Consider the following 26,751-nt stretch of genomic DNA (forward strand, 5'->3'; position numbering starts at 1 on the left):
CGGTCAAGCTGGGGAAAGTGCCGGGTTGCTCATGGGGGCTCAAACATCGTCGGGGCTGCGCAGCTGGGTGACGGCGATGCGCTGGGCGCGTCGCTGCTCGCGCTGCGAGGGCATCTCGGCGCGGTACACACCCTGGTCGCCGACCACCCAGGAGAGCGGGCGGCGCTCCTGGCCGATGGACTCCTGCAGCAGCATCAGGCCCTGCAGGAAGGCCTCGGGACGGGGCGGGCAGCCGGGCACATAGACATCGACGGGGAGAAACTTGTCCACGCCCTGGACCACCGAATAGATGTCGTACATGCCGCCGGAGTTGGCGCACGAGCCCATGGAGATGACCCACTTGGGCTCGAGCATCTGCTCGTACAGGCGCTGGATGATGGGCGCCATCTTGATGAAGCAGGTGCCGGCGATGACCATGAAGTCGGCCTGGCGCGGCGAGGCGCGTATGACCTCGGCGCCGAAGCGAGCGATGTCATGGGGCGCGGTGAAGGCCGTGGTCATCTCCACGTAGCAGCAGGACAGGCCGAAGTTGTAGGGCCACAGGGAGTTCTTGCGCCCCCAGTTGACCGCGTCGTTGAGCACGTTCTCCAACTTGCCCATGAAAATGTTCTTGTGCACCTGGCCATCTAGCAGCGGATCGGCAACGGTCTCCCGCTGGCCGATCGGATACTGCTCGTTCGGCGCATCCGGGTCGACCCGAGTAAGTGTGTATTGCATCGCCAAGGCCTCATTGTCTTAGCTTCGCCTGCCGTTCGCGACGTCCCGCCGGGGACCAGTCGAGCCCCCCGATGCGCCAGAGATAGACAAGCCCGGCCAACAGAATCGCTATGAAAATAGTAGCCTCGATAAAGCCGGCCCAGCCGCTTTCGCGAACGGAGACGGCCCAGGCGAAGAGGAACAGGGCTTCGACGTCGAAGATCACGAAGAGCATCGCGACCAGATAGAACTTCGCGGAAAAGCGCAGGCGGGCGCTGCCGGTGGGCAGCATGCCGGCTTCGAAGGGTTCGTTCTTGCGCTGGCCCCAGGCCTTGCCACCCAGCAGGCTGGACAGGCCGAGCATGAAGGCACAAAGACCGGCGATGCCGAGCAGGAACACGGCCAGCGCCCAGTCGTGGGACAGAGTTGCGCTTGCTTCCGACATGCCGGACTCCCCCCTGGAAAGGAACGGCGCTCTTTCGCAAATTATTGGATTGAGTCTCTGCGGACGAACGCTGGCGACCGCCTGAGATACTGCTTTGAGCTTAGGCCCCAGCTGAGCCCTTGGTAAGTTTTCGAGCGATAATTTTTAGAACATGGCCGCAAGGCCTTGTTTTAAGACCCGTTCATCGCTCAGGGAAGGTCCGGTAACGGTGACCGGCATGCGATCATGGCGCTCGGGAACCGGCGGAGAGGGGCGACCGGGCTGTTGCGCCTGGTCGCCGGGGGGCTCACAACAGGCGGCGGCCGTCCTCGCGCGTGATGATCAGGGTGGCGGAGCGCGGACGCTTGCCGGGGCCGTCCGGCCAGGTGCTGAGCAGGTTGCCGGCAGTCGAACCCTCGCCGGGATGCTGGACGTTGACGAACAGCGTGCGGAAGTCCGGGGTGGCGCTGATGCCGGTGATTTCCGCACCCGACGGGCCGACCAGGAAGCGCTTGAGCTCACCGCTCTTCGGATCGGCGACCAGCATCTGGTTGTTGCCGAAGGGGCCGCTGCGCAGCTGGCTGCGGCTCATGTCGGTCTGGATCCACAGGCGACCCTCCGGGTCGAACCACAGCCCGTCGGGACTGGCCAGCAGGTTGTCGGCGTTCAATGGGCGGCCGTTCGGCCCTAGGCTGTCGCTTTCCGGACCCGCCAGCAGGAACAGGCTCCAGGTGAAACTGCGCCCGGCATGGTTCCAGCTGCGTTCGCGCCAACGGATGATATGGCCGTAGGCGTTGGCCGGGCGCGGATTGGCGGCATCGCCCTCGCCGCGGGCGCTGTTGTTGGTGAGGGTGAAGTAGACCTCGCCGTTGTCCGGGTTCACGGCGCCCCATTCAGGGCGGTCCATCTTGGTGGCACCGACGATGTCGGCGGCCAGGCGGGTGTTGATCAGCACCTCGCCCTGGTCGGCGAAGCTCACGCCGGCGGCGTGGCAGGCCTTCTGGAAGGCCCTGTCGTGGATATCCAGGGCCAGCCACTTGCCCCTGCCGTTGGCGTCGAAACGGGCGACATAGAGCGTGCCGTCGTCCAGCAGGCTACCGTTGCTGCGGCCGGGGCGGTACTTGGCGCGGCTGACATACTTGTAGATGTACTCGTTCTGCGAGTCGTCGCCGGAGTAGCACACCACCGGCCGGCCCGGCTTGACCGGGGCGAACACCAGGCCTTCGTGGGCGAAACGGCCCAGGGCGGTGCGCTTGACCGGCACGGACTCGGGGGCGAAGGGGTCGATCTCGACGATCCAGCCGAAGTGGTTGGGTTCGTTGCGGTAGTCGCCGTCGGCTCGGGCCGCCTTGCGGCTGGCGTCGAAGCGCTCGAATTCGTCGCCGGCCAGGGTTTCCCAGCCATAGCGGCTGCTGCTGCGCAGGCCGTAGCGGCTCAACTGGCGGGGCAGCTCGCTGTCGCCGGAGGCGAAGTAGCCGGCCCAGTTCTCCTCGCAGGTCAGGTAGGTGCCCCAGGGCGTGAAGCCGTTGGCGCAGTTGTTCTGGGTGCCGCGTGTGGCCGTGCCATCCGGGCTGTAGCGGGTCTGCAACAGGGCATGGCCGCGGGCCGGGCCGCGGATCTGCATGGGCGTGGCGGCGGTGATGCGGCGGTTGCGCGCGCTCGGCAGCACCTCCCAGTCGCCCTGCGGGTTGCGACGGATTTCCACCACCGAGACGCCGTGGGCGTTGATTTCCTTGCGCACCTCTTCGGCGCTGACGCGCCTGCCGTCCACCACGGTCGGTCCGTTGGGATGGATCAGTCCGGCATCGATGTATTCGTGGTTGAGCACCAGCAGGCCGTGATCGCTGCTGCGGCCACGGCCGCGTTGGGCATCGATGGGGAAGAAGTGCATGCCGTCATGGTGCATGCCGGTCTGCTGGGCCTGGTCCGCGGCGCTGTTGCTGGCGTCCTCGAGAAAGGCCGGATAGCTGCCGGTGATGGGCGTGCCCCAGGGGATGAAGGGCGTGGCCTGGTAGCCGGCGGGGACGCTGATGGCGTCGGCCCGGCCGATGGCCACGGGGGTGAAGGGCAGCTTCGTCCGCGGCCTGAACACTGGACCTGCGTGCGGCGTGCCGGCCGCAGGCGCGGCTTCGCTGGTGCCCGGCAGGGCGGCGCCGAGAAAGGCCAGGGCACCCAGCGCCGCACCGCCGGCCAGCACCTGGCGGCGAGCGAGGCCGGGATTGATCAGCTCGCTGAAATGCGTGTTGCCGGAATGGTTGCTGGGCAGTTCATCGCCACTGCCGAACAGTACGCTGTGGTCATCTTCCTGGCGCATGGGGGCTCCTTGGGGCTAATCGACGGAGCCATGACGCTAACCAAGGAAAACGACGGGACGATGACAACGGTTGTGCGGCAGTCGACAGTGTGGTCAGTCGCTACTTCTGGGCAGGGCAGAAAAGAAAAAACCCAGCATTGCTGCTGGGTTCTTCCTACGCCACGCTCAAGCGGAATGCGGGGTTCCGCCTGGCCGAGCCGGTTCCACTCAGTGGAACTGGTTCATGGTGTTGTCTTTGCCACCGGCCTTCAGCGCGGCTTCGCCAGCGAAGTACTCCTTGTGGTTGTCGCCGATGTCGGAGCCGGCCATGTTCTGGTGCTTGACGCAGGCGATGCCCTGACGCAGTTCCTGACGCTGCACGCCCTTGACGTAGGCCAGCATGCCCTGGTCGGCGAAGTAGCCCTTGGCCAGGTTGTCGGTGGACAGCGCCGCGGTGTGGTAGGTCGGCAGGGTGATCAGGTGGTGGAAGATGCCGGCCTGAGCCGAACCGTCGCGCTGGAAGGTGCGGATCTTCTCGTCGGCGATCTGGGCCAGTTCGGTCTCGTCGTACTCCACGCTCATCAGCTTGGCGCGGTCGTAGGCGGAGACGTCCTTGCCTTCGGCGACGAAGGCGTCGAACACCTGCTGACGGAAGTTCAGGGTCCAGTTGAAGGACGGGCTGTTGTTGTACACCAGCTTGGCGTTCGGGATTTCCTTGCGGATCTCGTTGACCATGGCCGCGATCTGGCCGACGTGCGGCTTCTCGGTTTCGATCCACAGCAGGTCGGCGCCGTTCTGCAGCGAGGTGATGCAGTCCAGTACGCAGCGCGCTTCGCCGGTGCCCTTGCGGAACTGGAACAGGTTGCTCGGCAGACGCTTGGGACGCAGCAGCTTGCCCTCGCGCTTGATCACCACGTCGCCGTTGCCCAGTTCGGCCTCGGAGATTTCCTCGCAGTCGAGGAAGGAGTTGTACTGGTCGCCCAGGTCGCCCGGCTGGTTGGTCACGGCGATCTGCTTGGTCAGGCCGGCGCCCAGGGAGTCGGTACGGGCGACGATCACGCCGTCGTCGATGCCCAGTTCGAGGAAGGCGTAACGAACGGCGTTGATCTTGGCGAGGAAGTCGGCGTGAGGCACGGTCACCTTGCCATCTTGGTGGCCGCACTGCTTCTCGTCGGATACCTGGTTCTCGATCTGGATGCAGCAGGCACCGGCTTCGATCATCTTCTTGGCCAGCAGGTAGGTGGCTTCCGGGTTGCCGAAGCCGGCGTCGATGTCGGCGATGATCGGGACCACGTGGGTCTCGTAGTTGTCGATCTGCTCCTGGATGTCGGCGGCCTTGGCGTTGTCGCCGGCGGCGCGGGCTTCGTCCATGGCGGTGAACAGCAGGTCCAGCTCACGGGCGTCGGCCTGGCGCAGGAAGGTGTACAGCTCCTCGATCAGCGCGGCGACCGAGGTCTTCTCGTGCATGGACTGGTCCGGCAGCGGGCCGAACTCGGAGCGCAGCGCGGCGACCATCCAGCCGGACAGGTAGAGGTAGCGCTTGTTGGTGGTCTTCAGGTGCTTCTTGATCGAGATCAGCTTCTGCTGCCCGATGAAACCGTGCCAGCAGCCCAGGGACTGGGTGTAGACGGAGGAGTCGGCGTCGTATTCGGCCATGTCCTTGCGCATGATGGCCGCGGTGTACTTGGCGATATCCAAACCAGTCTTGAAGCGGTTCTGAGCACGCATACGAGCCACGGATTCCGGGTTGATAGCGCTCCAGGTGCTGCCGAAGGTCTCTTTCAGCGCAGCGACTGCCTTGATGTCGTTTTGATATGCGGACATGGTCAATCCTTCAATGTATGTGTTTGGTTGAGCACCGACTTTCCCACTCAGAAACTGCATCACGGCGGTTCTGGTTGCGGGGCTCACAACAGCACGGCGAAATATTGACCAGGACGGTGTTGAAACCGGGAGGAGGGGTGACGCGTGCACCGAGCGAGACTGCGGCGTGGTTTGCTGTTCCGGCTCGTGGATGCCGTCGAGCAGACTGGCTGTTACGGTCTGGCTGGTTGATGCCTTAAACGCTTCCCCGTCCCTCAGGACAACTTCGTTCCAGTCGCAATCTCGTCGAACTGCCTTGTGGGCTTTACAACGCGAATCGTCTCGGGCGGTAAGCCTGGAGAGCGACCCGGAGGCCCTTTCTAGGGCCCCTGATAAGCGGGAGCGAGGTCATCATGCCTCTGCAGGGAGGGTTCGTCAAACGTTTTGTAGTGCTTTTTGGCGACTACTACATAAGTCTTACGACGACCGGCGAGTCAGTTCCGGCCAGGCTTTAATCGATGACTTCGACCTTGACCCGCAGGCTCAGGTCCTCGCGGCCCTGGGTCGAACGGCGTTGGAGGAAGTCGGCCTGGTCGGCCTGGTTCTGCTCATCGACGGCGCCGATGCTGATCCACTCGCCGAGGCGGCCGCTGACCCGGGTGTCGGTGCTCTGCAGGTTGATCACGCCGGGCTGTGACGCACTCAGCCGGTCGCGGTTGCTGCTGATGCTGATATGCACCAGTTCGCCGCTCAGGCTGGCGGTGACGTAGAAGCCGCGGGTGACATCGCGGTACTGGGTGGCACCGTAGACCTGCCCGTAATGGTTGCGATCATAGGTGGTGAGGGGCACGCTCTGACCGACCTGAATCAGCGCCGGGTAGCCCTCGGTGGCCTGCACCTGCTGGGTGCCGCCGCCGCGGCTGTCGGTGCTGCGGCGGATGATGCGCAACTGGTCGCGACCGTCGATTTCGCCCTGGCCGATCACCACCTCGGCGCCGCCGGCGCTGATCGAGCCGTCGGCACGGTAGCCACGATCGCTCTGGTAGCTCGACTCGCTGCTGGCCACGCTGATCAGCAGGCGGCGCGGGCGGGTGTCCAGCTGATCGAGCAGCTGACGAATCTCCGCGATTTTCTCCGGCGCCGCGTTGACGATCAGCTGGTTGCCGTAGGGGCTGACGCGCCCCTCGTTGCCCAGCACCGACTGCACCACCGGCAACACCTCGTCGGCGCTGCGGTAGTTCAGGGCGATGACCTCGGTGGCGGCGTTGGCCGCGAGAGCGCTGCAAAGCAGCAGCCCGGCGGTCAATAGGCGAAGGCTCATAGCAGGAAGCTCCGTAGGTCAGGATCGCTGATGCTGGTTTCCCAGGCCTGATCGAACTGCGCCTGGCGCAGGCGCACGCGGGCCGGGTCCTGGTACAGGGCGTAGCCGGCGAACTGCTCCGGCTCCGGGCGCAGCAGCAGGCCACGGTCGTCGGCCAGGAGAAAGGCGATGTCCTCGCCCGGGTAGTCCGGATGCAGCTTGCGGATCTGCAGGTTGCTCGACAGGCGGCGGGACAGGCTGAGCAGGCGATGTCCTTCCTTCACCGCGCGGGTCGCGTCGCGCAGCAGGATGCGCAGGTGATTCTTCGGGCTGGCCAGGAGGAAGGCGGTGCAGGCGTCCTGCACGCTGCTGTGGTGATAGAGCCAGGGCTCGAGGTCGTCGCTGAAGATGCACAGGCTGCGGCGGGCCTGCTGCAGCAGGGCCAGGGCGTGGGCGCGGGCCTGCTCGGGCCGGTCGAAACGCTCCAGCGGCAGATGCTCGCCGAGCCGGAACGGGGCCGGCTCGCGGCGCCCGGCGTCCGCCTGCGGGGGCTCGGGGTTGTGCACGGCGAAACGCCCCGGCGACTCGAACTCGATGGCGGGAAGCTCGCGGGCCTCAGTGCTGCCGTTCAAGTCGTGCGGGGCGTTATCGTCGTTCATCCTGACCTCAGGGGGCCGCGCCGTGGCGCACCATGTCCACGTGGGGTATGCCGGCGTCGAGGTATTCGCCGCTGACTATCTCGAAGCCTAGCCTTTCATAGAAGGCGGTGGCGTGCACCTGGGCGCTGAGCATTTGTTGCTGCAGGCCACGTTTTTCCGCCTCGGCGATCACCGCGCGAATCAGTGCGTCGCCGACCTTCAGTCCGCGCCAGTCCTTGAGCACCGAGACGCGGCCGATATGCCCGTCGGGCAGCAGGCGCGCGGTGCCGATGGCGTAGTCGCCCTCGTAGGCGAGGAAATGCACGGCCTCGGCGTCCTCGGCATCCCACTCCAGCTCCGGCGGCACCGCCTGTTCGCCGACGAATACGGTTTCGCGGATCCGCCGCAGTTCGGCGTTGTTCTTGTGCCAGTCGGCCAGGCGCACGTGGATCTCATTCATCGGCGAACTCCAGACTTCCTTGCTTGACCAGTTCCCAGAGCAGATTACGCCCTTCGTCGTCGCCCAGCCATTGGCCGAGGTTGTCGATGTGCAGGGCATCGGCCGAGCAGACCAGCTTGAGCAATTCGCGCAGGCTCGCCGACAGCAGGCGGCTCTGGCCGCTGGCGAACAGCACCAGGTCTTCGCCGACTTCGGACCAGGCCATGCGGGCGCTGGGGTTGCGGATCAGCACGGCGCCGGCCTCCAGGTTGCCGAGGAAGGCCGCCTCGTCGATCTCCAGGCCGTTGACCAGTTCCGGGTAGCGCGGCTCGGTCATGAACTGGCCGAACCAGGTCATCAGCAGACGCTCGTCGCCCATGTGCTCGTTGAGCAGGGCCTTGAGGCGATCCAGGGCGTCGCGCTGGATCTGGTGCGGGTCGCTGGCCGGCTCGGCGTCGGCGTCGCTGTAGCGCTCCTCCTCGGGCAGGAACTGGCCCAGGAAGTCGGTGAAATGGGTCAGCACTTCGGCGGCGCTCGGCGCGCGGAAGCCTACGGAATAGGTCATACAGTCATCCTCAGCGGTACCACAGTGGGCCAGGAGCGGCGGCAGGTAGAGCATGTCGCCGGGCTCCAGCACCCATTCTTCAGTTTGTTCGAATTCGGCCAGGATCTTCAGGTCGGCGTGGGCCAGCAGCGGGCTGTCGGAGTTGCAACGCTGGCCGACCTGCCAGCGCCGCCTGCCATGGGCCTGCAGCAGGAACACGTCGTAGTTGTCGAAGTGCGGGCCGACGCCGCCGCCGGGGGCGGCGAAGCTGATCATCACGTCGTCGATGCGCCACTTGGGCAGGAACTTGAACTGCTCGAGCAGCTCGGCCACGTCCGGGACGAACTGGTCGACGGCCTGCACCAGCAGGGTCCAGTCGCGCTCGGGCAGCGTGGCGAAGGCGTCTTCGGCGAAGGGGCCGCGGCGCAGCTCCCAGGGGCGCTCGCCGTGCTCGATGACCAAGCGCGACTCGACTTCTTCTTCAAGGGCCAGGCCGGCCAGCTCGTCCGGCGTGATGGGGCTTTCGAAGTCGGGGATGGCCTGGCGTACCAGCAGGGGTTTCTTCTGCCAGTAGTCGCGCAGGAACTCGCGGGCCGTGAGGCCGCCCAGCATTTGCAGCGGAGTATCAGGATTCATCGGTAAGCCCTTGAAAGTAATAAATACCCATAAATAAAAACGCCCGGCACAGCCGGGCGTCCGATGGGCTGTCGCCGTTTAGATGCGCTGGGCCTGGGCCACTGCGTTACCGATGTAGCTGGCCGGGGTCAGCTGCTTGAGCTCGGCCTTGGCTTCGGCCGGCATGTCCAGGCCGTCGATGAACTCGAGCAACGCCTGGGGGCTGATGCCCTTGCCGCGGGTCAGCTCTTTCAGCTTCTCGTAGGGGTTCTCGATGGCATAGCGGCGCATGACGGTCTGGATGGGCTCTGCGAGCACTTCCCAGCAGGCGTCCAGATCTTCAGCAATACGTTGAATATTGAGTTCCAACTTGCTGATTCCCTTGAGGCTTGCCTCGTAGGCGATGACGCTGTGGGCGAAGCCGACACCGAGGTTGCGCAGCACGGTGGAGTCGGTCAGGTCGCGCTGCCAGCGCGAGATCGGCAGCTTGCTGGCCAGGTGCTGGAACAGCGCGTTGGCTATCCCCAGGTTGCCCTCGGAGTTCTCGAAGTCGATCGGGTTGACCTTGTGCGGCATGGTCGAGGAGCCGATCTCGCCGGCGATGGTCTTCTGCTTGAAGTAGCCGAGGGAGATGTAGCCCCAGACGTCGCGGTCGAAGTCGATGAGGATGGTGTTGAAGCGGGCGATGGCGTCGAACAGCTCGGCGATGTAGTCGTGCGGCTCGATCTGCGTGGTGTAGGGGTTCCACTGCAGGCCCAGGTCGTCTTCGATGAAGGCGCGGGCGTTGGCTTCCCAGTCCACCTGCGGGTAGGCCGAGAGGTGGGCGTTGTAGTTGCCCACGGCGCCGTTGATCTTGCCCAGCAGCGGCACCGCCGCGACCTGGGCGATCTGCCGCTCCAGGCGGTAGACCACGTTGGCCAGCTCCTTGCCAAGGGTGGTCGGCGAGGCCGGCTGGCCGTGGGTGCGCGACAGCATCGGCACGTCGGCGAACTTGACCGCCAGCTCGCGGATGGCGCCCGCGGTCTGGCGCATCAGCGGCAGCAGCACGTTATCGCGGCCCTCGCGCAGCATCAGGGCGTGGGACAGGTTGTTGATGTCCTCGCTGGTGCAGGCGAAGTGGATGAACTCGCTGACCTTCTCCAGCTCCGGCAGCTTGGCGGCCTGCTCCTTGAGCAGGTATTCCACGGCCTTGACGTCGTGGTTGGTGGTGCGTTCGATTTCCTTGACCCGCTCGGCATGCTCAAGGGCGAAGTTGTCTGCCAGCTCGTTGAGAATCGCCTGGGCTTCGGCGGAGAAGGGCGCGACCTCGGCGATACCCTCGTGGGCGGCCAGGCGCTGCAGCCAGCGGACCTCGACCAGGACGCGGAAGCGGATCAGGCCGTATTCGCTGAAAATGGGGCGCAGGGCGCTGGTTTTGCCGGCGTAGCGGCCATCGACGGGGGAAACCGCGGTGAGCGAAGAAAGCTGCATGGGAGGCGTTCTCGGACAGTCGGGCATTGAAAAGGGCGCATATCATACATGAAATTGCGGCCCGGGCCGCGCCCCGCCAATCGCCTTTCAGCGTCCCGGGCGGCGGATCGACAGCAGGCTGGCGACGAAGATCAGCGCGGCGCCTAACAGCGAGCTAGGGGCCGGGGCTTCACCCCAGCGCAGCCAGGCCAGCAGACCGGCGAAGACGATGGCCAGGTAGGCGAACGGGCCTATCAGTCCCGGCGGCGCCAGGGCGTAGGCCTTGGACATGATGATCTGACTGACGGTGGCGAGCAGGCCGATCACCAGCAGCGCGCCCAGCTCCCGCTCGCCCAGCGGCTGCCAGGCCCAGGTCAGGGGAATCGCCGAGGCCAGGGCGCCGAACAGCGCGAAGTAGAAGACGATGCGAAAGGCCGGCTCGCTGTCGCTCATCTCGCGGATGGAGACGAAGGCGAATGCCGCCAGGATGCTGGCGGCCAGGCCGATCGAGGCCTGGGCATCCAGCAGCGCGGCGGAGGGCTTGGCGACCAGCAGCACACCCACCAGACCCACCGCGCTGGTGAGCAGCATGCGCTTGGTCAGCGGTTCCTTCAGCCAGCAGCGGGCGATCAGCGGCGTGAACAGCGGCGCCGAGTAGGTGAACAGCATGGCGTCGGCCAAGGGCAGGTGGGCGATGGCGTAGAAGAAGCAGTACATCGCCGCCAGGCCGAAGGCCGTGCGCCACAGGTGCGCGCTGAGCCGCTCGGTCTTCAGCGGCCGCCAGCCCCTGAGCGCTATCAGGGGCAGGAAGAACAGCACGCCGACCAGGTTGCGGAAGAACACCACCGACTCGTTGTTGACGCTGGCGGAGACCTCGCGAATGCCCATGCCCATCAGGGCGAACAGCAGGGCCGAGCAGGCCAGCAGGGCGGCGCCCTGGGCGGGCCTGACCGAGCGGGGGCGCATCGCTCAGCCGCGCAGCAGCGGGTAGAGTTCCTTGAGCAGCTTGCCGCGGCTGAACACCAGCTGCCAGCGGTGGCCGCCCAGCTGGCGCCACAGGCGCGCCGCGCGAATGCCGGCGAGCAGCAGGGCGCGGATCTTCGAGGCATTGCTCGGTTGCTGCAGGTGACGCATGTCGCCCTGCACCTGGATGCGTTGGCGGAAGGTGCTGATGGTGTCCTGGTAGAGGCTGCCGCAGGAGGCGATCACGTTGTCGTGGACCAGGCCGAAGTGCTCGGTCTGCTGCTGGATCTGATCCAGGCGGCTGCCCATGATCTGCAGCAGGTCGTCGCGCTTTTCCAGTTGCCGCTCCAGGCCGAGCAGGGCCAGCGCATAACGCAGCGGGTCGCGCTGCAGGCTGCTGGGGTCGCGCTCAAGGGCGCCGACCAGGGCGCGATAGCCGTCGCGCAGGCCGAGGTCGTCGCCGCCGTAGATCTCAAGGGTGCTCTGCGGATCGCGCACCAGCAGGCTGCCGAGCATGCAGGCCAGGGCCGGCTCGCCGATCTGGCCGGTCCTGGCCAGCTTGTCGACCAGTACCGCGGATTCGAAGACGGCGCCCAGGGCGATGAGTTGTTCCTGCATTGGCGTCATGCGTCTTCACTCTCGGGAGTCCAGGGTTCGGCCGTTTCGATCACACCGCCGCCGAGGCACACCTCGTTGTCGTAGAACACCACCGATTGACCGGGCGTCACGGCGCGCTGCGGCTGCTCGAACACCGCGCGATAGCCGTCGGCGGTCTTCTCCAGGGTGCAGGCCTGGTCGCTCTGCCGGTAACGCACCTTGGCGGTGAGCGGGCGCGGGCGGCTCAGGTCGATCGGGTTGACCCAGTAGAGCTCCGAGGCCAGCAGGGCGCGGGAGAACAGCCAGGGGTGTTCGTTGCCCTGGCCGACCACCAGCACGTTGCGCTGCAGGTCCTTGCGCAGCACGTACCAGGGCTCGTCCCCGGCATCCTTCAGGCCGCCGATGCCCAGCCCCTGGCGCTGGCCGATGGTGTGATACATCAGGCCATGGTGGCGGCCGATGATCTCGCCGGTCGTGGTCTCGATATTGCCCGGCTGGGCCGGCAGGTACTGCTTGAGGAAATCGCTGAAGCGCCGCTCGCCGATGAAGCAGATGCCGGTCGAGTCCTTCTTCTTCGCCGTGGCCAGCTGATACTTTTCGGCGATGGCACGCACGGCGGGCTTCTCCAGCTCGCCGACCGGGAACAGGGTCTTGGCGATCTGCTCGCCGCCGACGGCGTGCAGGAAGTAGCTCTGGTCCTTGTTCGGGTCCAGGCCCTTGAGCAGCTCGGTGCGCCCGTCGACATCGCGGCGACGCACGTAGTGACCGGTGGCGATCAGGTCGGCGCCGAGGGCCAGGGCGTAGTCGAGGAAGGCCTTGAACTTGATCTCGCGGTTGCACAGGATGTCCGGGTTGGGCGTGCGCCCGGCCTTGTACTCGGCGAGGAAGTGCTCGAACACGTTGTCCCAGTATTCCGCGGCGAAGTTGGCGGTGTGCAGCTTGATGCCGATCCTGTCGCACACCGCCTGGGCGTCGGCCAGGTCGTCCATGGCCGTGCAGTACTCGGTGCCGTCATCCTCGTCCCAGTTCTTCATGAACAGGCCTTCGACCCGATAGCCCTGCTCCAGCAACAGCAGGGCGGAAACGGACGAATCGACGCCGCCGGACATGCCGACTATGACGCGTGGCTTTTCTGAGCTTGGCAGGGCTGGATCGGACATGGGATTTCGGCGTGGGTCTGCAAAAAAGGACGAAATTCTAACAGGCCGGCCGCGGCAAGGCGAAGACGGCGTTCAGTCGCGGATCACGCTCAGGCCGTGCGTTGGTCCGGCGAGGTAGTCATCGATGCAGCGCAGCACCAGTTCGCTGCGCCAGCGTTGCGGCTGGACGGCCAGTTCGGCGCGGCTCAGCCAGGGGGCGGCGACTATGCCGCTGTCCAGTGGGCGCTGCGGGTGATGGCGAAGGGCTCGGGCGGCGAAGCAGACGCGTTGATAGGTCACGCCGTTGCTCGGTGCGGTGTAGAGGTAGATGCCGACCACGCCGGTCAGCTCGACCTCCCAGCCGGTTTCCTCGAGGGTCTCGCGTACGGCGGCCTGGCGCAGGGTTTCGTCGGCTTCGAGATGGCCGGCGGGCTGGTTGAGCACCAGGCGTCCGCCCTTGAGCTCCTCTACCAGCAGGAAGCGACCGCGGTCCTCGACGATGGTGGCGACGGTGATATGGGGGTTCCAGTCCATTGCGGATGACCTCGTGTCGGAAGAGGCGGTCATGGCAGGTGCGGCTCGTGCTTCTGCCATGGCCGAGAAGCAGAAACCCCGGCGCCTGGCCGGGGTTTCTGCTGACGCTGGGGAGGCGTTACGCCAGGGCCGCCAGGGCGGCGTTGAAGGTGGCGCTCGGGCGCATCACCTGGCTGGCCAGCTGCGAGTCGGCACGGTAGTAGCCACCGATGTCCACCGGTTGGCCTTGGACGGCGGCGAGTTCGGCGACGATGCTTTCCTCGTTGTCGGTCAGGGCCTTGGCCAGCGGGGTGAACTGCGCCTGCAGCTCGGCGTCTTCGGTCTGGGCGGCCAGCTCCTGGGCCCAGTAGAGCGCCAGGTAGAAGTGGCTGCCACGGTTGTCCAGCTCCCCGGTCTTGCGCGACGGCGACTTGTTGTTGTCGAGCAGGCGGCCGGTGGCGGCATCCAGGGCCTTGCCCAGCAGCTTGGCTTTCGGGTTGTCGGTCTTGATGCCGGTCTCCTCCAGCGATACCGCCAGGGCCAGGAACTCGCCGAGCGAATCCCAGCGCAGGTGGTTCTCTTCGATCAGCTGCTGCACGTGCTTGGGGGCCGAACCGCCGGCGCCGGTCTCGTACATGCCGCCGCCGGCCATCAGCGGCACGATGGAGAGCATCTTGGCCGAGGTGCCCAGCTCCATGATCGGGAACAGATCGGTCAGGTAGTCGCGCAGCACGTTGCCGGTCACGGAGATGGTGTCCTGGCCGCGGATCATGCGCTCCATGCTGACGCGGATGGCCTCGTTGTAGCCCATCATGCGGATGTCCAGGCCGGTGAGGTCGTGCTCCTGCAGGTAGGCCTCGACCTTCTTCTGCAGCTGACGATCGTGGGCGCGCTCCGGGTCGAGCCAGAAGATGGCCGGGGTGCCGGATTGGCGGGCACGGGTGACGGCCAGCTTGACCCAGTCGCGGATCGGCGCGTCCTTGGTCTGGCAGGCGCGCCAGATGTCGCCGGCTTCCACCTCGTGCTGCATCAGCACGGTGCCGTCGGCCAGGACCACGCGCATGGTGCCGTCGGCGGTCATTTCGAAGGTCTTGTCGTGGGAACCGTACTCCTCGGCCTTCTGCGCCATCAGGCCGACGTTCGGCACGCTGCCCATGGTGGTCGGGTCGAACGCGCCGTTGGTCTTGCAGAAGTTGATCATCTCCTGGTAGATGCGCGCATAGGTGCTTTCCGGCATGACGGCCTTGGCGTCTTTCAGCTTGCCGTCCTTGCCCCACATCTGCCCGGAGCTGCGGATCATGGCCGGCATCGAGGCGTCGACGATCACGTCGCTGGGGATGTGCAGGTTGGTGATGCCCTTGACCGAGTCGACCATGGCCATTTCCGGGCGGCCGCTGTAGCAGGCGTGGATGTCCTGGAGGATCTCTTCCTGCTGCGAGGCCGGCAGCACCTTGATCTTGTCGTAGACGCTGCTGATGCCGTTGTTCGGGTTCACGCCCAGCTCTTTGAACAGCTCGCCGTACTTATCGAACACGTCCTTGTAATAGACGCTCACGGCATGGCCGAAGACGATGGGGTGGGACACCTTCATCATGGTCGCCTTGACGTGCAGCGACCACATCACGCCGGTTTCCTTGCAGTCCTGCAGGGTCTTTTCGAAGAAGTCGCGCAGCTTGCGGCAGCTCATGAACATGCTGTCGAACACCTCGCCTTCCTGCAGGGCGAGCTGCTTCTTCACTTCGACCTGATCGCGCTTGTCGACGAACTCGATGCGCACCTCGCCGGCCTGGTCCATGGTGATGGACTGCTCGCTGGAGAAGAAATCGCCGCCACGCATGTAGTCGGCGTGAGACTGCGAGGCCATGCTCCACTTGCCCATGGAGTGCGGGTGCTTGCGGGCATAGGCCTTGACGGCCGCCGGGGCGCGGCGGTCGGAGTTGCCTTCGCGCAGAACCGGGTTGACCGCGCTGCCGAGGACCTTGGCGTAACGGGCGCGGGCGTCCTTCTCGGCGTCGCTCTGCGGGTCTTCCGGGAAGTCCGGGATGCCGTAGCCCTGGGCCTGCAATTCGGCGATGGCGGCCTTGAGCTGGGGCACCGAGGCGCTGATGTTCGGCAGCTTGATGATGTTGGCGTCCGGCGTGGTGGCCAGGTCCGCGAGCTTGGCGAGGTCGTCCTCGACGCGCTGCTCGCCGCCCAGTTGGTCGGCAAAGCTGGCCAGGATGCGCCCAGCGAGAGAGATGTCGCGAGTTTCGACGGCTATGCCAGCGGAGGCGGCAAAGGCTTCCACGATGGGCAGAAGCGAGTAGGTGGCGAGGGCCGGGGCTTCGTCGGTGAAGGTATAGATAATCTTCGAGCGGGTGGGCATTGGGGGTTAACTCTCTCTTTTGCTGAGCGTACACAGAATCTCGACATGCGCAGGTAGGCGCCCTGGCTCGCCCGCCATGGGCTGGAGCCAGAAGTCGAGAACTCGCCGCGGTGATGATGGATGCACCAGTAGAGTGTCGAGCAGTTCGAGCCGCCGAGTTGCGGTAGCCGTTCGGCGGGCTCAGGAGGCGGCTGCCTGATTCAAGGCAAGCGGCCCCCTCATGACCTATTGGTCATCCGCCCAGTATATCACTGCGACCAGAGGTCGCAGAATGCCCTTGTGCATAAGACCAACGAACATATGGTTCGACCCGATTCAAGTGCGCTACTCTCGAAAGCTGAGCGCTGTTTAACCACGAGACGGAGTCCAGCATGGGATATCAAAAGATCCAGGTGCCAGCAACCGGTGACAAAATCACCGTCAATGCCGACATGTCCCTCAAAGTTCCGAACAACCCGATCATTCCCTTCATCGAGGGCGATGGCATCGGCGTCGATATCAGTCCGGTGATGATCAAGGTCGTCGATGCGGCCGTGCAGAAGGCCTACGGTGGCGAGCGCAAGATTTCCTGGATGGAGGTCTATGCCGGCGAGAAGGCCACCCAGGTCTACGACCAGGACACCTGGCTGCCGAAGGAGACCCTGGAAGCCGTGCGTGACTACGTCGTGTCGATCAAGGGGCCGCTGACCACGCCCGTCGGCGGCGGCATCCGCTCGCTGAACGTCGCGCTGCGCCAGGAGCTCGACCTGTACGTCTGTCAGCGCCCTGTGCGCTGGTTCGAAGGCGTGCCGAGCCCGGTGAAGAAGCCGGGCGATGTCGACATGGTGATCTTCCGTGAGAACTCCGAGGACATCTACGCCGGCGTCGAGTGGAAGGCCGGCTCGCCGGAAGCGGAGAAGGTCATCAAGTTCCTCACCGAGGAGATGGGCGTCAAGAAGATCCGCTTCACCGAGAACTGCGGCATCGGCATCAAGCCGGTTTCCCTGGAGGGCACCAAGCGCCTGGTGCGCAAGGCCCTGCAATATGCGGTCGACAACGATCGCAGCTCCGTGACCCTGGTCCACAAGGGCAACATCATGAAGTTCACCGAGGGTGCCTTCAAGGAGTGGGGCTACGAGGTCGCGCGCGACGAATTCGGCGCCGTACTGCTCGATGGCGGCCCCTGGATGCAGTTCAAGAACCCGCGGACGGGCAAGGATATCGTGGTCAAGGACGCCATCGCCGACGCCATGCTGCAGCAGATCCTGCTGCGTCCGGCCGAGTACGACGTGATCGCGACCCTCAACCTCAACGGCGACTACCTGTCCGACGCCCTGGCGGCGGAAGTCGGCGGCATCGGCATCGCCCCTGGCGCCAACCTCTCCGACACCATCGCCATGTTCGAGGCCACTCACGGCACCGCGCCTAAGTACGCCGGCCAGGACAAGGTCAACCCGGGCTCGGTGATCCTCTCGGCCGAGATGATGCTGCGCCACATGGGCTGGACCGAGGCGGCCGACCTGATCATCAAGGGGACCAACGGCGCCATCGCCGCGAAGACCGTGACCTACGACTTCGAGCGCTTGATGGAAGGAGCCAAGCTGATGTCCTGCTCGCAGTTCGGCGACGCCATGATCGCCCATATGTAAACCGCTCGAGGGCAAAAAAAGGCCGGTCTGTCGACCGGCCTTTTTAATTGGGCTAGTGGTGGCCCAGGGGTTCAGACTTCAATCGTCGTGTCTTGTGGCTGGCTGATGGCAGCAGGCGCTTCGGCGTTAGCCGATATCGCGCGGATGTTCACGGCGTGGAGTCCTTTTGGGCCTTGGATAATGTCGAAATTTACCGGTTGGCCGGCCTTGAGTGTCTTGTAACCGTCCATCTGAATAGCCGAGTAGTGGGCGAACAGGTCCTCATCTCGGCCATCGGCGAGGATGAACCCATAGCCTTTGGCGTTGTTGAACCACTTGACCTTACCGCTAAGCATGCTCATATCCCTCTGCAAAGGACTCCATCACTGGAGTATCATCCACTTCGATTCCGCGCACGATTCGACCGGGTTGGGCGAAGGCGCGGAATCCCTCTACCCGTAGTGGGTATTCTTTGTTTGTAACACCGTTTTGCCGATAGTCAAGGCAATGCTGCAACCGGCTGAGAAGCCGTTCAAACTCCGTCTAGCACCAGTATTCGCCCAGCCGTGAAGCACTATTCAGCATGCATGCAAGCAGCCAGATTCGACTAACATTCAATCAGGACCGCCCTGCAGCGCACGAGGACGACTCCACCGGCCTGGCCGTACAGGAATCCAAGCCGGCGCTGCAGGCACCACCGCTGTATAAGGTGGTCTTATTCAATGATGACTACACGCCCATGGATTTCGTGGTCGAGGTGCTCGAGGTGTTCTTCAGTCTGAACCGGGAGCTGGCGACCAAGATCATGCTGACCGTCCACACAGAGGGACGGGCCGTATGCGGGGTGTTTACCCGGGATATCGCCGAGACCAAGGCGATGCAGGTCAACCAGTACGCGAGAGAAAGCCAGCATCCATTACTCTGTGAGATCGAGAAGGACGGTTAACGCCGGCCGCTTGGGCATGAGGTGAAGCTATGTTAAATCGAGAGCTCGAAGTCACCCTCAATCTGGCCTTCAAAGAGGCTCGCACCAAGCGTCATGAATTTATGACGGTTGAGCACCTCCTGCTGGCTCTTCTGGACAACGAAGCCGCCGCCAGCGTATTGCGCGCCTGTGGCGCCAACCTCGATAAACTGCGGCATGACCTGCAGGAGTTCATCGACTCCACCACGCCGTTGATTCCTCAGCACGACGAAGAGCGTGAAACCCAGCCGACCCTGGGCTTCCAGCGTGTGCTGCAGCGGGCGGTGTTCCATGTGCAGAGTTCCGGCAAGCGCGAAGTGACCGGCGCCAATGTGCTGGTGGCGATCTTCAGCGAGCAGGAAAGTCAGGCGGTGTTCCTGCTCAAGCAGCAAAGCGTCGCCCGAATCGATGTGGTCAACTTCATCGCCCATGGCATCTCCAAGGTGCCGGGCCATGGTGGTCACCCGGAGTCGGAGCAGGACCTGCAGGACGAGGAGGGCGGCGATGCCTCCACCTCGGGCAATCCGCTGGATGCCTATGCCAGCAACCTCAACGAGTTGGCGCGCCTGGGGCGGATCGATCCGCTGGTCGGGCGCGAACTGGAGGTGGAGCGGGTGGCGCAGATTCTCGCGCGCCGGCGCAAGAACAACCCGCTTCTGGTGGGCGAGGCCGGGGTGGGCAAGACGGCGATCGCCGAAGGTCTGGCCAAGCGCATCGTCGACTTGCAAGTCCCCGACCTGTTGGCCGACAGCGTGGTCTACTCCCTGGATCTGGGTGCCCTGCTGGCCGGCACCAAGTACCGGGGCGACTTCGAGAAGCGCTTCAAGGCGCTGCTCAACGAGTTGCGCCGGCGCCCCCATGCCATCCTGTTCGTCGACGAGATTCATACCATCATCGGCGCCGGAGCGGCGTCCGGTGGGGTGATGGATGCGTCTAACCTGCTCAAGCCGATGCTTTCGTCGGGGGAGATCCGCTGCATAGGTTCGACCACCTTCCAGGAATTTCGCGGCATTTTCGAGAAGGATCGCGCCCTGGCGCGGCGCTTCCAGAAGGTCGACGTGGTCGAGCCGTCGGTCGAGGACACCGTCGGTATCCTCCGTGGGCTGAAGGCTCGCTTCGAGCAGCACCACAGCATCGAGTACAGCGACGAGGCCCTGCGTGCGGCGGCCGAGTTGGCGGCCCGTTATATCAATGACCGGCACATGCCCGACAAGGCCATCGACGTGATCGATGAGGCGGGCGCCTACCAGCGCCTGCAACCGGAAGAGAAGCGCGTCAAGCGCATCGATGTGGCCCAGGTCGAGGACATAGTCGCGAAGATTGCGCGCATCCCGCCCAAGCACGTCAGCAGTTCGGACAAGGAGCTGCTGCGCAACCTGGAGCGCGACCTCAAGCTCACGGTGTTCGGCCAGGACGCGGCGATCGACTCGCTGTCCACTGCCATCAAGCTGTCGCGGGCCGGGCTCAAGGCCCCGGACAAGCCCGTCGGTTCCTTCCTCTTCGCCGGTCCGACCGGGGTCGGCAAGACCGAGGCGGCGCGGCAGCTGGCCAAGGCCCTGGGCATCGAGCTGGTGCGTTTCGACATGTCCGAGTACATGGAGCGGCATACCGTGTCGCGGCTGATCGGTGCGCCGCCGGGCTATGTGGGCTTCGATCAGGGTGGTCTGCTGACCGAGGCGATCACCAAGATGCCGCATTGCGTGCTGCTGCTCGACGAGATCGAGAAGGCGCATCCGGAGGTCTTCAACCTGCTGCTGCAGGTGATGGATCATGGCACCCTGACCGACAACAACGGGCGCAAGGCGGACTTCCGCAATGTCATCCTGATCATGACCACCAATGCCGGTGCCGAAACCGCGGCCCGGGCATCGATTGGCTTCACCTATCAGGATCACTCGTCCGATGCGATGGAGGTGATCAAGAAGAGCTTCACGCCGGAGTTCCGCAACCGCCTGGATACCATCATCCAGTTCGGCCGCCTGAGCCACGAGGTGATCAAGAGCATCGTCGACAAGTTCCTTACCGAGCTGCAGGCGCAGCTGGAGGACAAGCGCGTCATGCTCGAGGTCAGTGACGAGGCGCGTGATTGGCTTGCCGAGCAGGGCTACGACGTGCAGATGGGGGCCCGGCCGATGGCGCGGCTGATTCAGGACAAGATCAAGCGCCCGCTGGCAGAGGAGATCCTGTTTGGTGAGCTGGCCGAGCATGGCGGCGTCGTGCATGTCGATCTGGCCGAAGGTGAGCTGACCTTCAGCTTCGAGACCACGGCCGAGATGGCCTGAGTTTTCGCGGCAACACAAAAACGCCCGGCAATGCCGGGCGTTTTCACTGGTGCTTGGCTTAGCGGGCGCGGTAGGTGATGCGGCCCTTGCTCAAGTCGTAAGGCGTCAGCTCAACGCGGACCTTGTCGCCAGTCAGAATGCGGATGTAGTTTTTGCGCATCTTTCCGGAGATGTGCGCGGTAACGACGTGCCCGTTTTCCAACTCCACACGGAACATGGTGTTGGGCAGGGTGTCGACGACAGTGCCTTCCATTTCGAAGCTGTCTTCTTTCGACATGCAGTAAAGCCCTCGGTATCCAAAGAATGGCCCGGCGCAACTGGCCCCAGGCAAAAGCGGCGTGCATTGTGCCCGAAAACGGAGGTTTCCGCCAAGACCTTCAGCTGAGGGTGACCCAGCGCTGATTGACCAGCAGCTCGATCGGGCGGTATTGCGTCTTGTAGTTCATCTTGCGGCAGTTCTTGATCCAGTAACCGAGGTAGACGGCGTGCAGGCCCAGGCGTGCCGCTTCGGCAATCTGCCAGAGGATGGCGAAGCGGCCCAGGCTGCGGCGCTCCTCGCCTGGATCGTAGAAGGTGTAGACGGCCGACAGGCCGTTGGGCAGGGCGTCGGTGACGGCGATAGCCAGCAGTCGGCCCTCCAGGCGGAATTCGTAGAAGCGCGAGAAAGGCAGGTCGCGTACCAGGAAGGTGGAGAACTGCTCGCGGCTGGGAGGGTACATGTCGCCATCGGCATGGCGCTGTTCGATATAGCGGGCGTAGAGGGCGTAGTACTCCTCGCTGAACGCCGGTCGTACCGGGCGCACCTGGATATCCTGGTTGCGCCTGAGGATGCGCCGTTGCTGGCGGCTGGGGTGGAACTGGGCGGCGGGAATGCGCGCCGCTACGCAGGCGGTGCAGTGCTGGCAATGCGGGCGATAGAGGTGGTCGCCGCTGCGGCGAAAGCCCATTTCCGAAAGTTCGGCGTAGACCTCTGCATCCATGGGCTGGCTGGGGTCGAGGAACAGGGTCGTGGCCTGCTCTTCGGGCAGATAGCTGCATGGATGAGGCTGGGTGGCGTAGAACTTCAAGCGGGCCAGCTCGGTCATGATCGACTCTCGGGGTTAGCCTTGAGTAAGTGTATGCCAGGCTGCCGTGCTCGCCTAGGCGAGCCAGTCGGCGCCGCTGGGTTGGTCGAGATGGCGCCGCAGCGCCTGGGCAAACTCGCTGCGGGGGATGGCGCGGGCGCCGAAATTGTGCAGGTGCTGCGTGGGCATCTGGCAGTCGATCAGGGCGAATCCCCAGCGTTGCAGGTGCTGGACCAGGGTGGCGAAGCCTACTTTGGACGCGTTGTCGGCGCGGCTGAACATGGATTCGCCGAAGAACAGGCGGCCCATGGCCAGGCCATAGAGGCCGCCGATCAGGTGCTCGCCCTGCCAGACCTCGACCGAGTGGGCGATGCCGCGGCGATGCAGTTCGAGATAGGCTGCTTGCATCTCATCGGTGATCCAGGTGCCGTCGGCGTATCGCCGGGGCGCGGCGCAAGCCCGGATCACCTCGCTGAACGCTTGATCAAAGGTCACGCGATAGCGGCCCTGGCGCAGGAGTTTGGCCAGGCTGCGGGAAAGGTGCAGCTCCTGGGGGATCAGTACGGTGCGCGGGTCGGGTGACCACCAGAGGATCGGCTGGCCGTCCTGGAACCAGGGGAAGCACCCATGCCGGTAGGCCTGGATCAGGCGCTCGGCACTCAGGTCGCCGCCGGCGGCCAGCAGTCCATTGGGGTCGCGAAGTGCCCGTTCGAGCGGGGGGAAGTGCAGTGAGTCGCGTTGCAGCCAGGTCAGCATCGAGCGCCCCGGAGGGAGGGCAGGGCGGGCGCGGGGCGTCCGCCCTGGGAGTGGTCAGATGTCGTCGAGAAACTTCTCGGCATCCAGTGCGGCCATGCAGCCGGCCCCGGCGGAGGTAACTGCCTGGCGATAGACGTGGTCGGCCACGTCGCCGGCGGCAAATACGCCTGCGATGGCGGTCGCCGTGGCGTTGCCCTCGCTGCCGCCCTTGACCAGCAGGTAGCCGTCGCGCATTTCCAATTGGCCCTGGAACAGCTCGGTATTGGGCTTGTGGCCGATGGCGATGAATACCCCGGACAGCGCCAGCTCCTTGGTCGCGGCACTGCTGGTGTCCTGCAGGCGGATGCCGGTGACGCCACTGGCATCGCCCAGCACCTCGTCCAGGGTGTGGTTCCAGTGCAGGCGAATATTGCCGTTCTCGGCCTTGTCGAACAGCTTGTCCTGCAGGATCTTCTCCGCGCGCAGCTTGTCGCGACGATGCACCAGGTGCACTTCCTTGGCGATGTTGGACAGGTACAGGGCCTCTTCCACGGCGGTGTTGCCGCCGCCGATCACGGCGACCACCTGGTTGCGGTAGAAGAAGCCGTCGCAGGTGGCGCAGGCCGAAACACCCTTGCCGGCGAAGGCTTCTTCGGACGGCAGGCCAAGGTACTGGGCGCTGGCGCCGGTGGCGATGATCAGGGCATCGCAGGTGTAGGTGCCGCTGTCGCCCTTGAGGGTGAAGGGGCGCTGTTGCAACTCTGCGGTGTGGATGTGGTCGTAGACGATCTCGGTGGCGAAGCGTTCGGCGTGTTTCTGCATGCGCTCCATCAGGGCGGGGCCGGTCAGCCCCTCGACGTCACCTGGCCAGTTGTCCACTTCGGTGGTGGTGGTGAGTTGGCCGCCGGGCTGGATGCCGGTGATGATCACGGGCTTGAGATTGGCTCGGGCGGCATAGACGGCTGCGCTGTACCCGGCCGGTCCGGAGCCCAGAATGATCAAGCGCGAATGCTTGACTTCGCTCATAAAAACACCTCATAAGCCTTTGTCACAAAAGAGAATGCATGCTCCAATTGAGCCGCGCGAAAGTTGTTGCGGGCTATGCTACACCGAAGCGGGAGCGAGCGGGAGTCGCAGGCGCCGGCGCGCCGTGCGGCGTGGCATCGCCCAGGTAAACCCGTACAATAGGCCACATTTTCGCCGTTACCCGATGAATCGGCGTTTGCCGACGCAGGAATGGATGCGTTTTGAAGAACTCTAGCTCTACTGCCCAGGCGCCCGTCTGGCGCCAGCAACTGTCTTACCGGCTCAAGGAGGGTGCGCTGATCGCCCTGGGCGCCCTGTGCCTGTACCTGTGGATGGCGCTGCTGACCTACGACGCCGCCGACCCTGGCTGGACCCATACCAGCAACGTCCAGCAGGTGCAGAATGCCGCCGGGCGGGCGGGGGCCTGGTTCGCCGACATCCTGTTCATGGCCTTGGGTTATTTCGCCTACGTATTCCCGCTGCTGCTGGGCACCAAGACCCTGCAGGTCTTCCGCGCGCGTCATCAGCCCTGGCAATGGAGCGGCTGGCTGTTTTCCTGGCGCCTGATTGGTCTGGTATTCCTGGTCTTGTCCGGTGCCACCCTGGCCTATATCCACTTCCATGCCGGCTCGAGCATGCCGGCCTCGGCCGGCGGTGCCCTGGGCGAGAGCCTCGGCCAGCTGGCGGTCAATGCCCTGAACGTGCAGGGCAGCACCCTGCTGTTCATCGCCTTGTTCCTGTTCGGCCTGACGGTATTCACCGATCTGTCCTGGTTCAGGGTCATGGACCTGACCGGCAAGATCACCCTGGACCTGGCCGAGCTGATCCAGGGGCTGGTCAACCGCTGGTGGAGCGCGCGCCAGGAGCGCAAACAGCTGGTCGCGCAACTGCGCGAGGCCGACGAACGGGTCAGCGAAGTCGCCGCGCCGGTGGTCCATGATCGCCGCGAGCAGGCCAAGGTCAAGGAGCGCCTGATCGAGCGCGAGGAAGCCCTGAGCAAGCATATGAGCGAGCGCGAGAAGCGCCCGGCGCCGGTCATCACGCCGCCGGCCGCACCCAAGGCCGCCGAGCCGAGCAAGCGGGTGCTGAAGGAAAAGCAGGCGCCGCTGTTCGTCGATACGGCGGTGGAAGGCTCCTTGCCGCCGATCTCCATCCTCGATGTGGCGGAGAAGAAGCAGAAGCAGTTCTCGCCGGAATCGCTGGAGGCCATGTCGCGCCTGCTGGAGATCAAGCTCAAGGAGTTCGGCGTCGAGGTCATAGTCGAGTCGGTGCACCCGGGTCCGGTGATCACCCGTTTCGAGATCCAGCCGGCCGCAGGGGTCAAGGTCAGCCGCATCTCCAACCTGGCCAAGGACCTGGCGCGCTCGCTGGCGGTGATCAGCGTACGGGTGGTGGAGGTCATCCCCGGCAAGACCACGGTCGGCATCGAGATCCCCAACGAGGACCGGCAGATCGTGCGCTTCTCCGAGGTGCTGTCGTCCGCCGAGTACGACGATGCCAAGTCGCCGGTGACCCTGGCCCTGGGCCACGACATCGGCGGCAAGCCGGTGATCACCGATCTGGCGAAGATGCCGCACCTGCTGGTGGCCGGCACCACCGGCTCGGGCAAGTCGGTGGGGGTCAACGCCATGATCCTGTCGATCCTGTTCAAGTCCAAGCCGGAAGACGCGCGGCTGATCATGATCGACCCGAAGATGCTCGAACTGTCGATCTACGAGGGCATTCCGCACCTGCTGTGCCCGGTGGTCACCGACATGAAGGAGGCGGCCAACGCCCTGCGTTGGAGCGTGGCCGAGATGGAGCGGCGCTATCGGCTGATGGCGGCGATGGGCGTGCGCAACCTGGCCGGCTTCAACCGCAAGGTCAAGGACGCCATCGAGGCCGGCACGCCGCTGCCCGATCCGCTGTACAAGCGCCAGAGCATGGAGGACGAGGCACCGTTGCTGCAGCCCCTGCCGACCATCGTGGTGATAGTCGACGAATTCGCCGACATGATGATGATCGTCGGCAAGAAGGTCGAGGAGCTGATCGCCCGTATCGCGCAGAAGGCGCGGGCCGCGGGCATCCACCTGATTCTCGCCACCCAGCGACCGTCGGTGGACGTGATCACCGGCCTGATCAAGGCCAACATCCCGACCCGCATGGCCTTCCAGGTGTCCAGCAAGATCGACTCGCGGACCATCCTCGATCAGGGCGGCGCCGAGCAGCTGCTGGGGCACGGCGACATGCTCTACCTGCCGCCCGGCACCGGCCTGCCGATTCGCGTGCACGGCGCCTTCGTCTCCGACGAGGAGGTGCATCGGGTGGTCGAGGCGTGGAAGCAGCGTGGCACGCCGGACTATATCGAAGACATCCTGGCCGGCGTCGAAGAGGCCGGCAGCGGCTTCGAGGGTGGCGGCGAGGGGAGCGGCGAAGGCAGCGAGGAAGACCCGCTGTACGACGAGGCCGTGGCCTTCGTCCTGGAGAGCCGCCGCGCCTCGATCTCCGCGGTGCAGCGCAAGCTGAAGATCGGCTACAACCGCGCCGCCCGCATGATCGAGGCCATGGAGATGGCCGGCGTGGTGACTTCGATGAATACCAACGGCTCGCGCGAAGTCATCGCGCCAGGGCCCGTTCGCGACTGATAACGGGAAACCGACTCTATGAGGACTACCATGCGCCCGATTCGCATGCTGATGCTGGTGTTACTGAGCATCGCCAGCTTTACCGCCCAGGCGGCCGACGAGGTCGCCGTGCAGCGCCTGACCCAGTTGCTCAGCCAGGCCCAGACCATCACCGCGCGCTTCTCCCAGCTGACCCTGGACGGCAGCGGCACCCAGTTGCAGGAAACCGCCGGCCAGCTGGCGCTCAAGCGCCCCGGGCTGTTCCGCTGGCACACCGACGAGCCGATGGAGCAGCTGCTGGTGTCCAACGGCGAGAAGGTCTGGCTGTATGACCCGGACCTGGAGCAGGTGACCATCCAGACCCTCGACCAGCGCCTGACCCACACTCCGGCGCTGCTGCTGTCCGGCGACGTGTCGAAGATCAGCGAGAACTTCGAGATCAGCCACAAGGAGGGTGGCAGCGTGGTCGACTTCACCCTCAAGCCCAGGGCCAAGGACAGCCTGTTCGACAGCCTGCGCCTGTCCTTTCGCAGCGGCGTGCTCAACGACATGCAGCTGATCGACAGCATCGGCCAGCGCACCAATATCCTGTTCCTCAATGTGCAGATGAACCAGAGCCTGGATGATGGCCAGTTCAGCTTCGACATACCCGAGGGCGCGGACGTCATCCAAGAGTAAGAGGCCGCCACCCG

24 protein-coding genes are annotated in these 26,751 nt (G+C 64.8%); 5 read left to right on the plus strand and 19 right to left on the minus strand.

Annotation, left to right across the window (positions count from 1 at the left end; all coding sequences use genetic code 11):
• Positions 1-39 precede the first annotated feature (39 nt).
• The 14 genes from I0D00_RS00805 to I0D00_RS00870 all read right to left on the minus strand — a co-directional run bounded on the left by I0D00_RS00805 (position 40) and on the right by I0D00_RS00870 (position 15,778).
• Positions 40-717: an NADH-quinone oxidoreductase subunit B gene (locus I0D00_RS00805; protein WP_213637867.1), complete on the minus strand. Its 678-nt coding sequence runs from the start codon at positions 715-717 to the stop codon at positions 40-42.
• 10 nt (positions 718-727) lie between these two features.
• Positions 728-1,141, minus strand: a complete 414-nt coding sequence (locus I0D00_RS00810) for an NADH-quinone oxidoreductase subunit A (protein ID WP_213637868.1) — start codon at positions 1,139-1,141, stop codon at positions 728-730.
• Between the two features lie 286 nt (positions 1,142-1,427).
• A complete protein-coding gene (locus I0D00_RS00815) occupies positions 1,428-3,434 on the minus strand; it encodes a PhoX family protein (RefSeq protein WP_213637869.1) in 2,007 nt (668 codons plus the stop codon).
• A 207-nt stretch (positions 3,435-3,641) separates the two neighbouring features.
• Complete coding sequence (locus tag I0D00_RS00820; RefSeq protein WP_213637870.1) at positions 3,642-5,237, minus strand: isocitrate lyase; 1,596 nt, start codon at positions 5,235-5,237, stop codon at positions 3,642-3,644.
• A 490-nt stretch (positions 5,238-5,727) separates the two neighbouring features.
• A complete protein-coding gene (locus tag I0D00_RS00825; protein WP_213637871.1) occupies positions 5,728-6,537 on the minus strand; it encodes a secretin N-terminal domain-containing protein in 810 nt (269 codons plus the stop codon).
• Entirely contained in the window at positions 6,534-7,175 is a 642-nt protein-coding gene (locus tag I0D00_RS00830) for a DUF7931 domain-containing protein (RefSeq protein ID WP_213637872.1), read from the minus strand. The genes I0D00_RS00825 and I0D00_RS00830 overlap by 4 nt, the downstream gene beginning before the upstream one ends.
• 7 nt (positions 7,176-7,182) lie before the next feature.
• Positions 7,183-7,614: a GNAT family N-acetyltransferase gene (locus tag I0D00_RS00835; RefSeq protein ID WP_213637873.1), complete on the minus strand. Its 432-nt coding sequence runs from the start codon at positions 7,612-7,614 to the stop codon at positions 7,183-7,185.
• Entirely contained in the window at positions 7,607-8,773 is a 1,167-nt protein-coding gene (locus tag I0D00_RS00840; protein WP_213637874.1) for a ribosomal protein uL16 3-hydroxylase, read from the minus strand. The genes I0D00_RS00835 and I0D00_RS00840 overlap by 8 nt, the downstream gene beginning before the upstream one ends.
• 78 nt (positions 8,774-8,851) lie before the next feature.
• A complete protein-coding gene (purB, locus tag I0D00_RS00845) occupies positions 8,852-10,222 on the minus strand; it encodes an adenylosuccinate lyase (protein WP_213637875.1) in 1,371 nt (456 codons plus the stop codon).
• Positions 10,223-10,309: 87 nt separating this feature from the next.
• Entirely contained in the window at positions 10,310-11,167 is an 858-nt protein-coding gene (locus I0D00_RS00850; protein ID WP_213637876.1) for a DMT family transporter, read from the minus strand.
• A 3-nt stretch (positions 11,168-11,170) separates the two neighbouring features.
• Positions 11,171-11,791: a high frequency lysogenization protein HflD gene (gene hflD, locus I0D00_RS00855; protein WP_213637877.1), complete on the minus strand. Its 621-nt coding sequence runs from the start codon at positions 11,789-11,791 to the stop codon at positions 11,171-11,173.
• Positions 11,788-12,921: a tRNA 2-thiouridine(34) synthase MnmA gene (gene mnmA / locus I0D00_RS00860; protein WP_213637878.1), complete on the minus strand. Its 1,134-nt coding sequence runs from the start codon at positions 12,919-12,921 to the stop codon at positions 11,788-11,790. Before mnmA ends, hflD begins: the two co-directional genes overlap by 4 nt.
• Before the next feature lie 72 nt (positions 12,922-12,993).
• Positions 12,994-13,434, minus strand: a complete 441-nt coding sequence (locus I0D00_RS00865; protein WP_213637879.1) for an NUDIX hydrolase — start codon at positions 13,432-13,434, stop codon at positions 12,994-12,996.
• A 118-nt stretch (positions 13,435-13,552) separates the two neighbouring features.
• Positions 13,553-15,778, minus strand: coding sequence for an NADP-dependent isocitrate dehydrogenase (locus I0D00_RS00870; RefSeq protein WP_213637880.1), 2,226 nt, complete (start codon positions 15,776-15,778; stop codon positions 13,553-13,555).
• A gap of 371 nt (positions 15,779-16,149) precedes the next feature.
• On the opposite strand from I0D00_RS00870, the gene icd reads away from it, so the two are divergent.
• Positions 16,150-17,406 (plus strand): NADP-dependent isocitrate dehydrogenase, encoded by a 1,257-nt coding sequence (gene icd, locus I0D00_RS00875; RefSeq protein WP_213637881.1) that lies wholly within the window; start codon positions 16,150-16,152, stop codon positions 17,404-17,406.
• A 71-nt stretch (positions 17,407-17,477) separates the two neighbouring features.
• Here the strand turns inward: icd and cspD are convergent, their stop codons facing one another.
• Positions 17,478-17,741 carry a cold shock domain-containing protein CspD gene (gene cspD / locus I0D00_RS00880; RefSeq protein WP_213637882.1) on the minus strand — a complete coding sequence of 88 codons (264 nt, stop codon included), beginning with the start codon at positions 17,739-17,741 and terminating at the stop codon, positions 17,478-17,480.
• A gap of 227 nt (positions 17,742-17,968) precedes the next feature.
• Between cspD and clpS the strand changes: the two genes are divergently transcribed.
• Both clpS and clpA read left to right on the plus strand, forming a co-directional pair.
• Positions 17,969-18,331 (plus strand): ATP-dependent Clp protease adapter ClpS, encoded by a 363-nt coding sequence (gene clpS, locus I0D00_RS00885; protein WP_213637883.1) that lies wholly within the window; start codon positions 17,969-17,971, stop codon positions 18,329-18,331.
• Between the two features lie 29 nt (positions 18,332-18,360).
• Positions 18,361-20,631 (plus strand): ATP-dependent Clp protease ATP-binding subunit ClpA, encoded by a 2,271-nt coding sequence (gene clpA / locus I0D00_RS00890; protein WP_213637884.1) that lies wholly within the window; start codon positions 18,361-18,363, stop codon positions 20,629-20,631.
• A 58-nt stretch (positions 20,632-20,689) separates the two neighbouring features.
• Here clpA and infA read toward each other — a convergent pair whose 3' ends face one another.
• The 4 genes from infA to trxB form a co-directional block, all read right to left on the minus strand.
• Positions 20,690-20,908 carry a translation initiation factor IF-1 gene (gene infA / locus I0D00_RS00895; protein WP_002553999.1) on the minus strand — a complete coding sequence of 73 codons (219 nt, stop codon included), beginning with the start codon at positions 20,906-20,908 and terminating at the stop codon, positions 20,690-20,692.
• Positions 20,909-21,008: 100 nt separating this feature from the next.
• Complete coding sequence (locus tag I0D00_RS00900) at positions 21,009-21,716, minus strand: arginyltransferase (protein ID WP_213637885.1); 708 nt, start codon at positions 21,714-21,716, stop codon at positions 21,009-21,011.
• A gap of 54 nt (positions 21,717-21,770) precedes the next feature.
• Complete coding sequence (aat, locus tag I0D00_RS00905) at positions 21,771-22,451, minus strand: leucyl/phenylalanyl-tRNA--protein transferase (protein WP_213637886.1); 681 nt, start codon at positions 22,449-22,451, stop codon at positions 21,771-21,773.
• A gap of 54 nt (positions 22,452-22,505) precedes the next feature.
• Positions 22,506-23,456 (minus strand): thioredoxin-disulfide reductase, encoded by a 951-nt coding sequence (gene trxB / locus I0D00_RS00910; protein ID WP_213637887.1) that lies wholly within the window; start codon positions 23,454-23,456, stop codon positions 22,506-22,508.
• Positions 23,457-23,677: 221 nt separating this feature from the next.
• Between trxB and ftsK the strand changes: the two genes are divergently transcribed.
• A complete protein-coding gene (gene ftsK / locus I0D00_RS00915) occupies positions 23,678-26,080 on the plus strand; it encodes a DNA translocase FtsK (RefSeq protein WP_213637888.1) in 2,403 nt (800 codons plus the stop codon).
• A 30-nt stretch (positions 26,081-26,110) separates the two neighbouring features.
• Positions 26,111-26,737 carry an outer membrane lipoprotein periplasmic chaperone LolA gene (gene lolA / locus I0D00_RS00920; RefSeq protein ID WP_213637889.1) on the plus strand — a complete coding sequence of 209 codons (627 nt, stop codon included), beginning with the start codon at positions 26,111-26,113 and terminating at the stop codon, positions 26,735-26,737.
• The last annotated feature ends 14 nt before the right edge of the window (positions 26,738-26,751 follow it).

This window comes from Pseudomonas lalucatii, assembly GCF_018398425.1.
Lineage (GTDB): Bacteria > Pseudomonadota > Gammaproteobacteria > Pseudomonadales > Pseudomonadaceae > Aquipseudomonas > Aquipseudomonas lalucatii.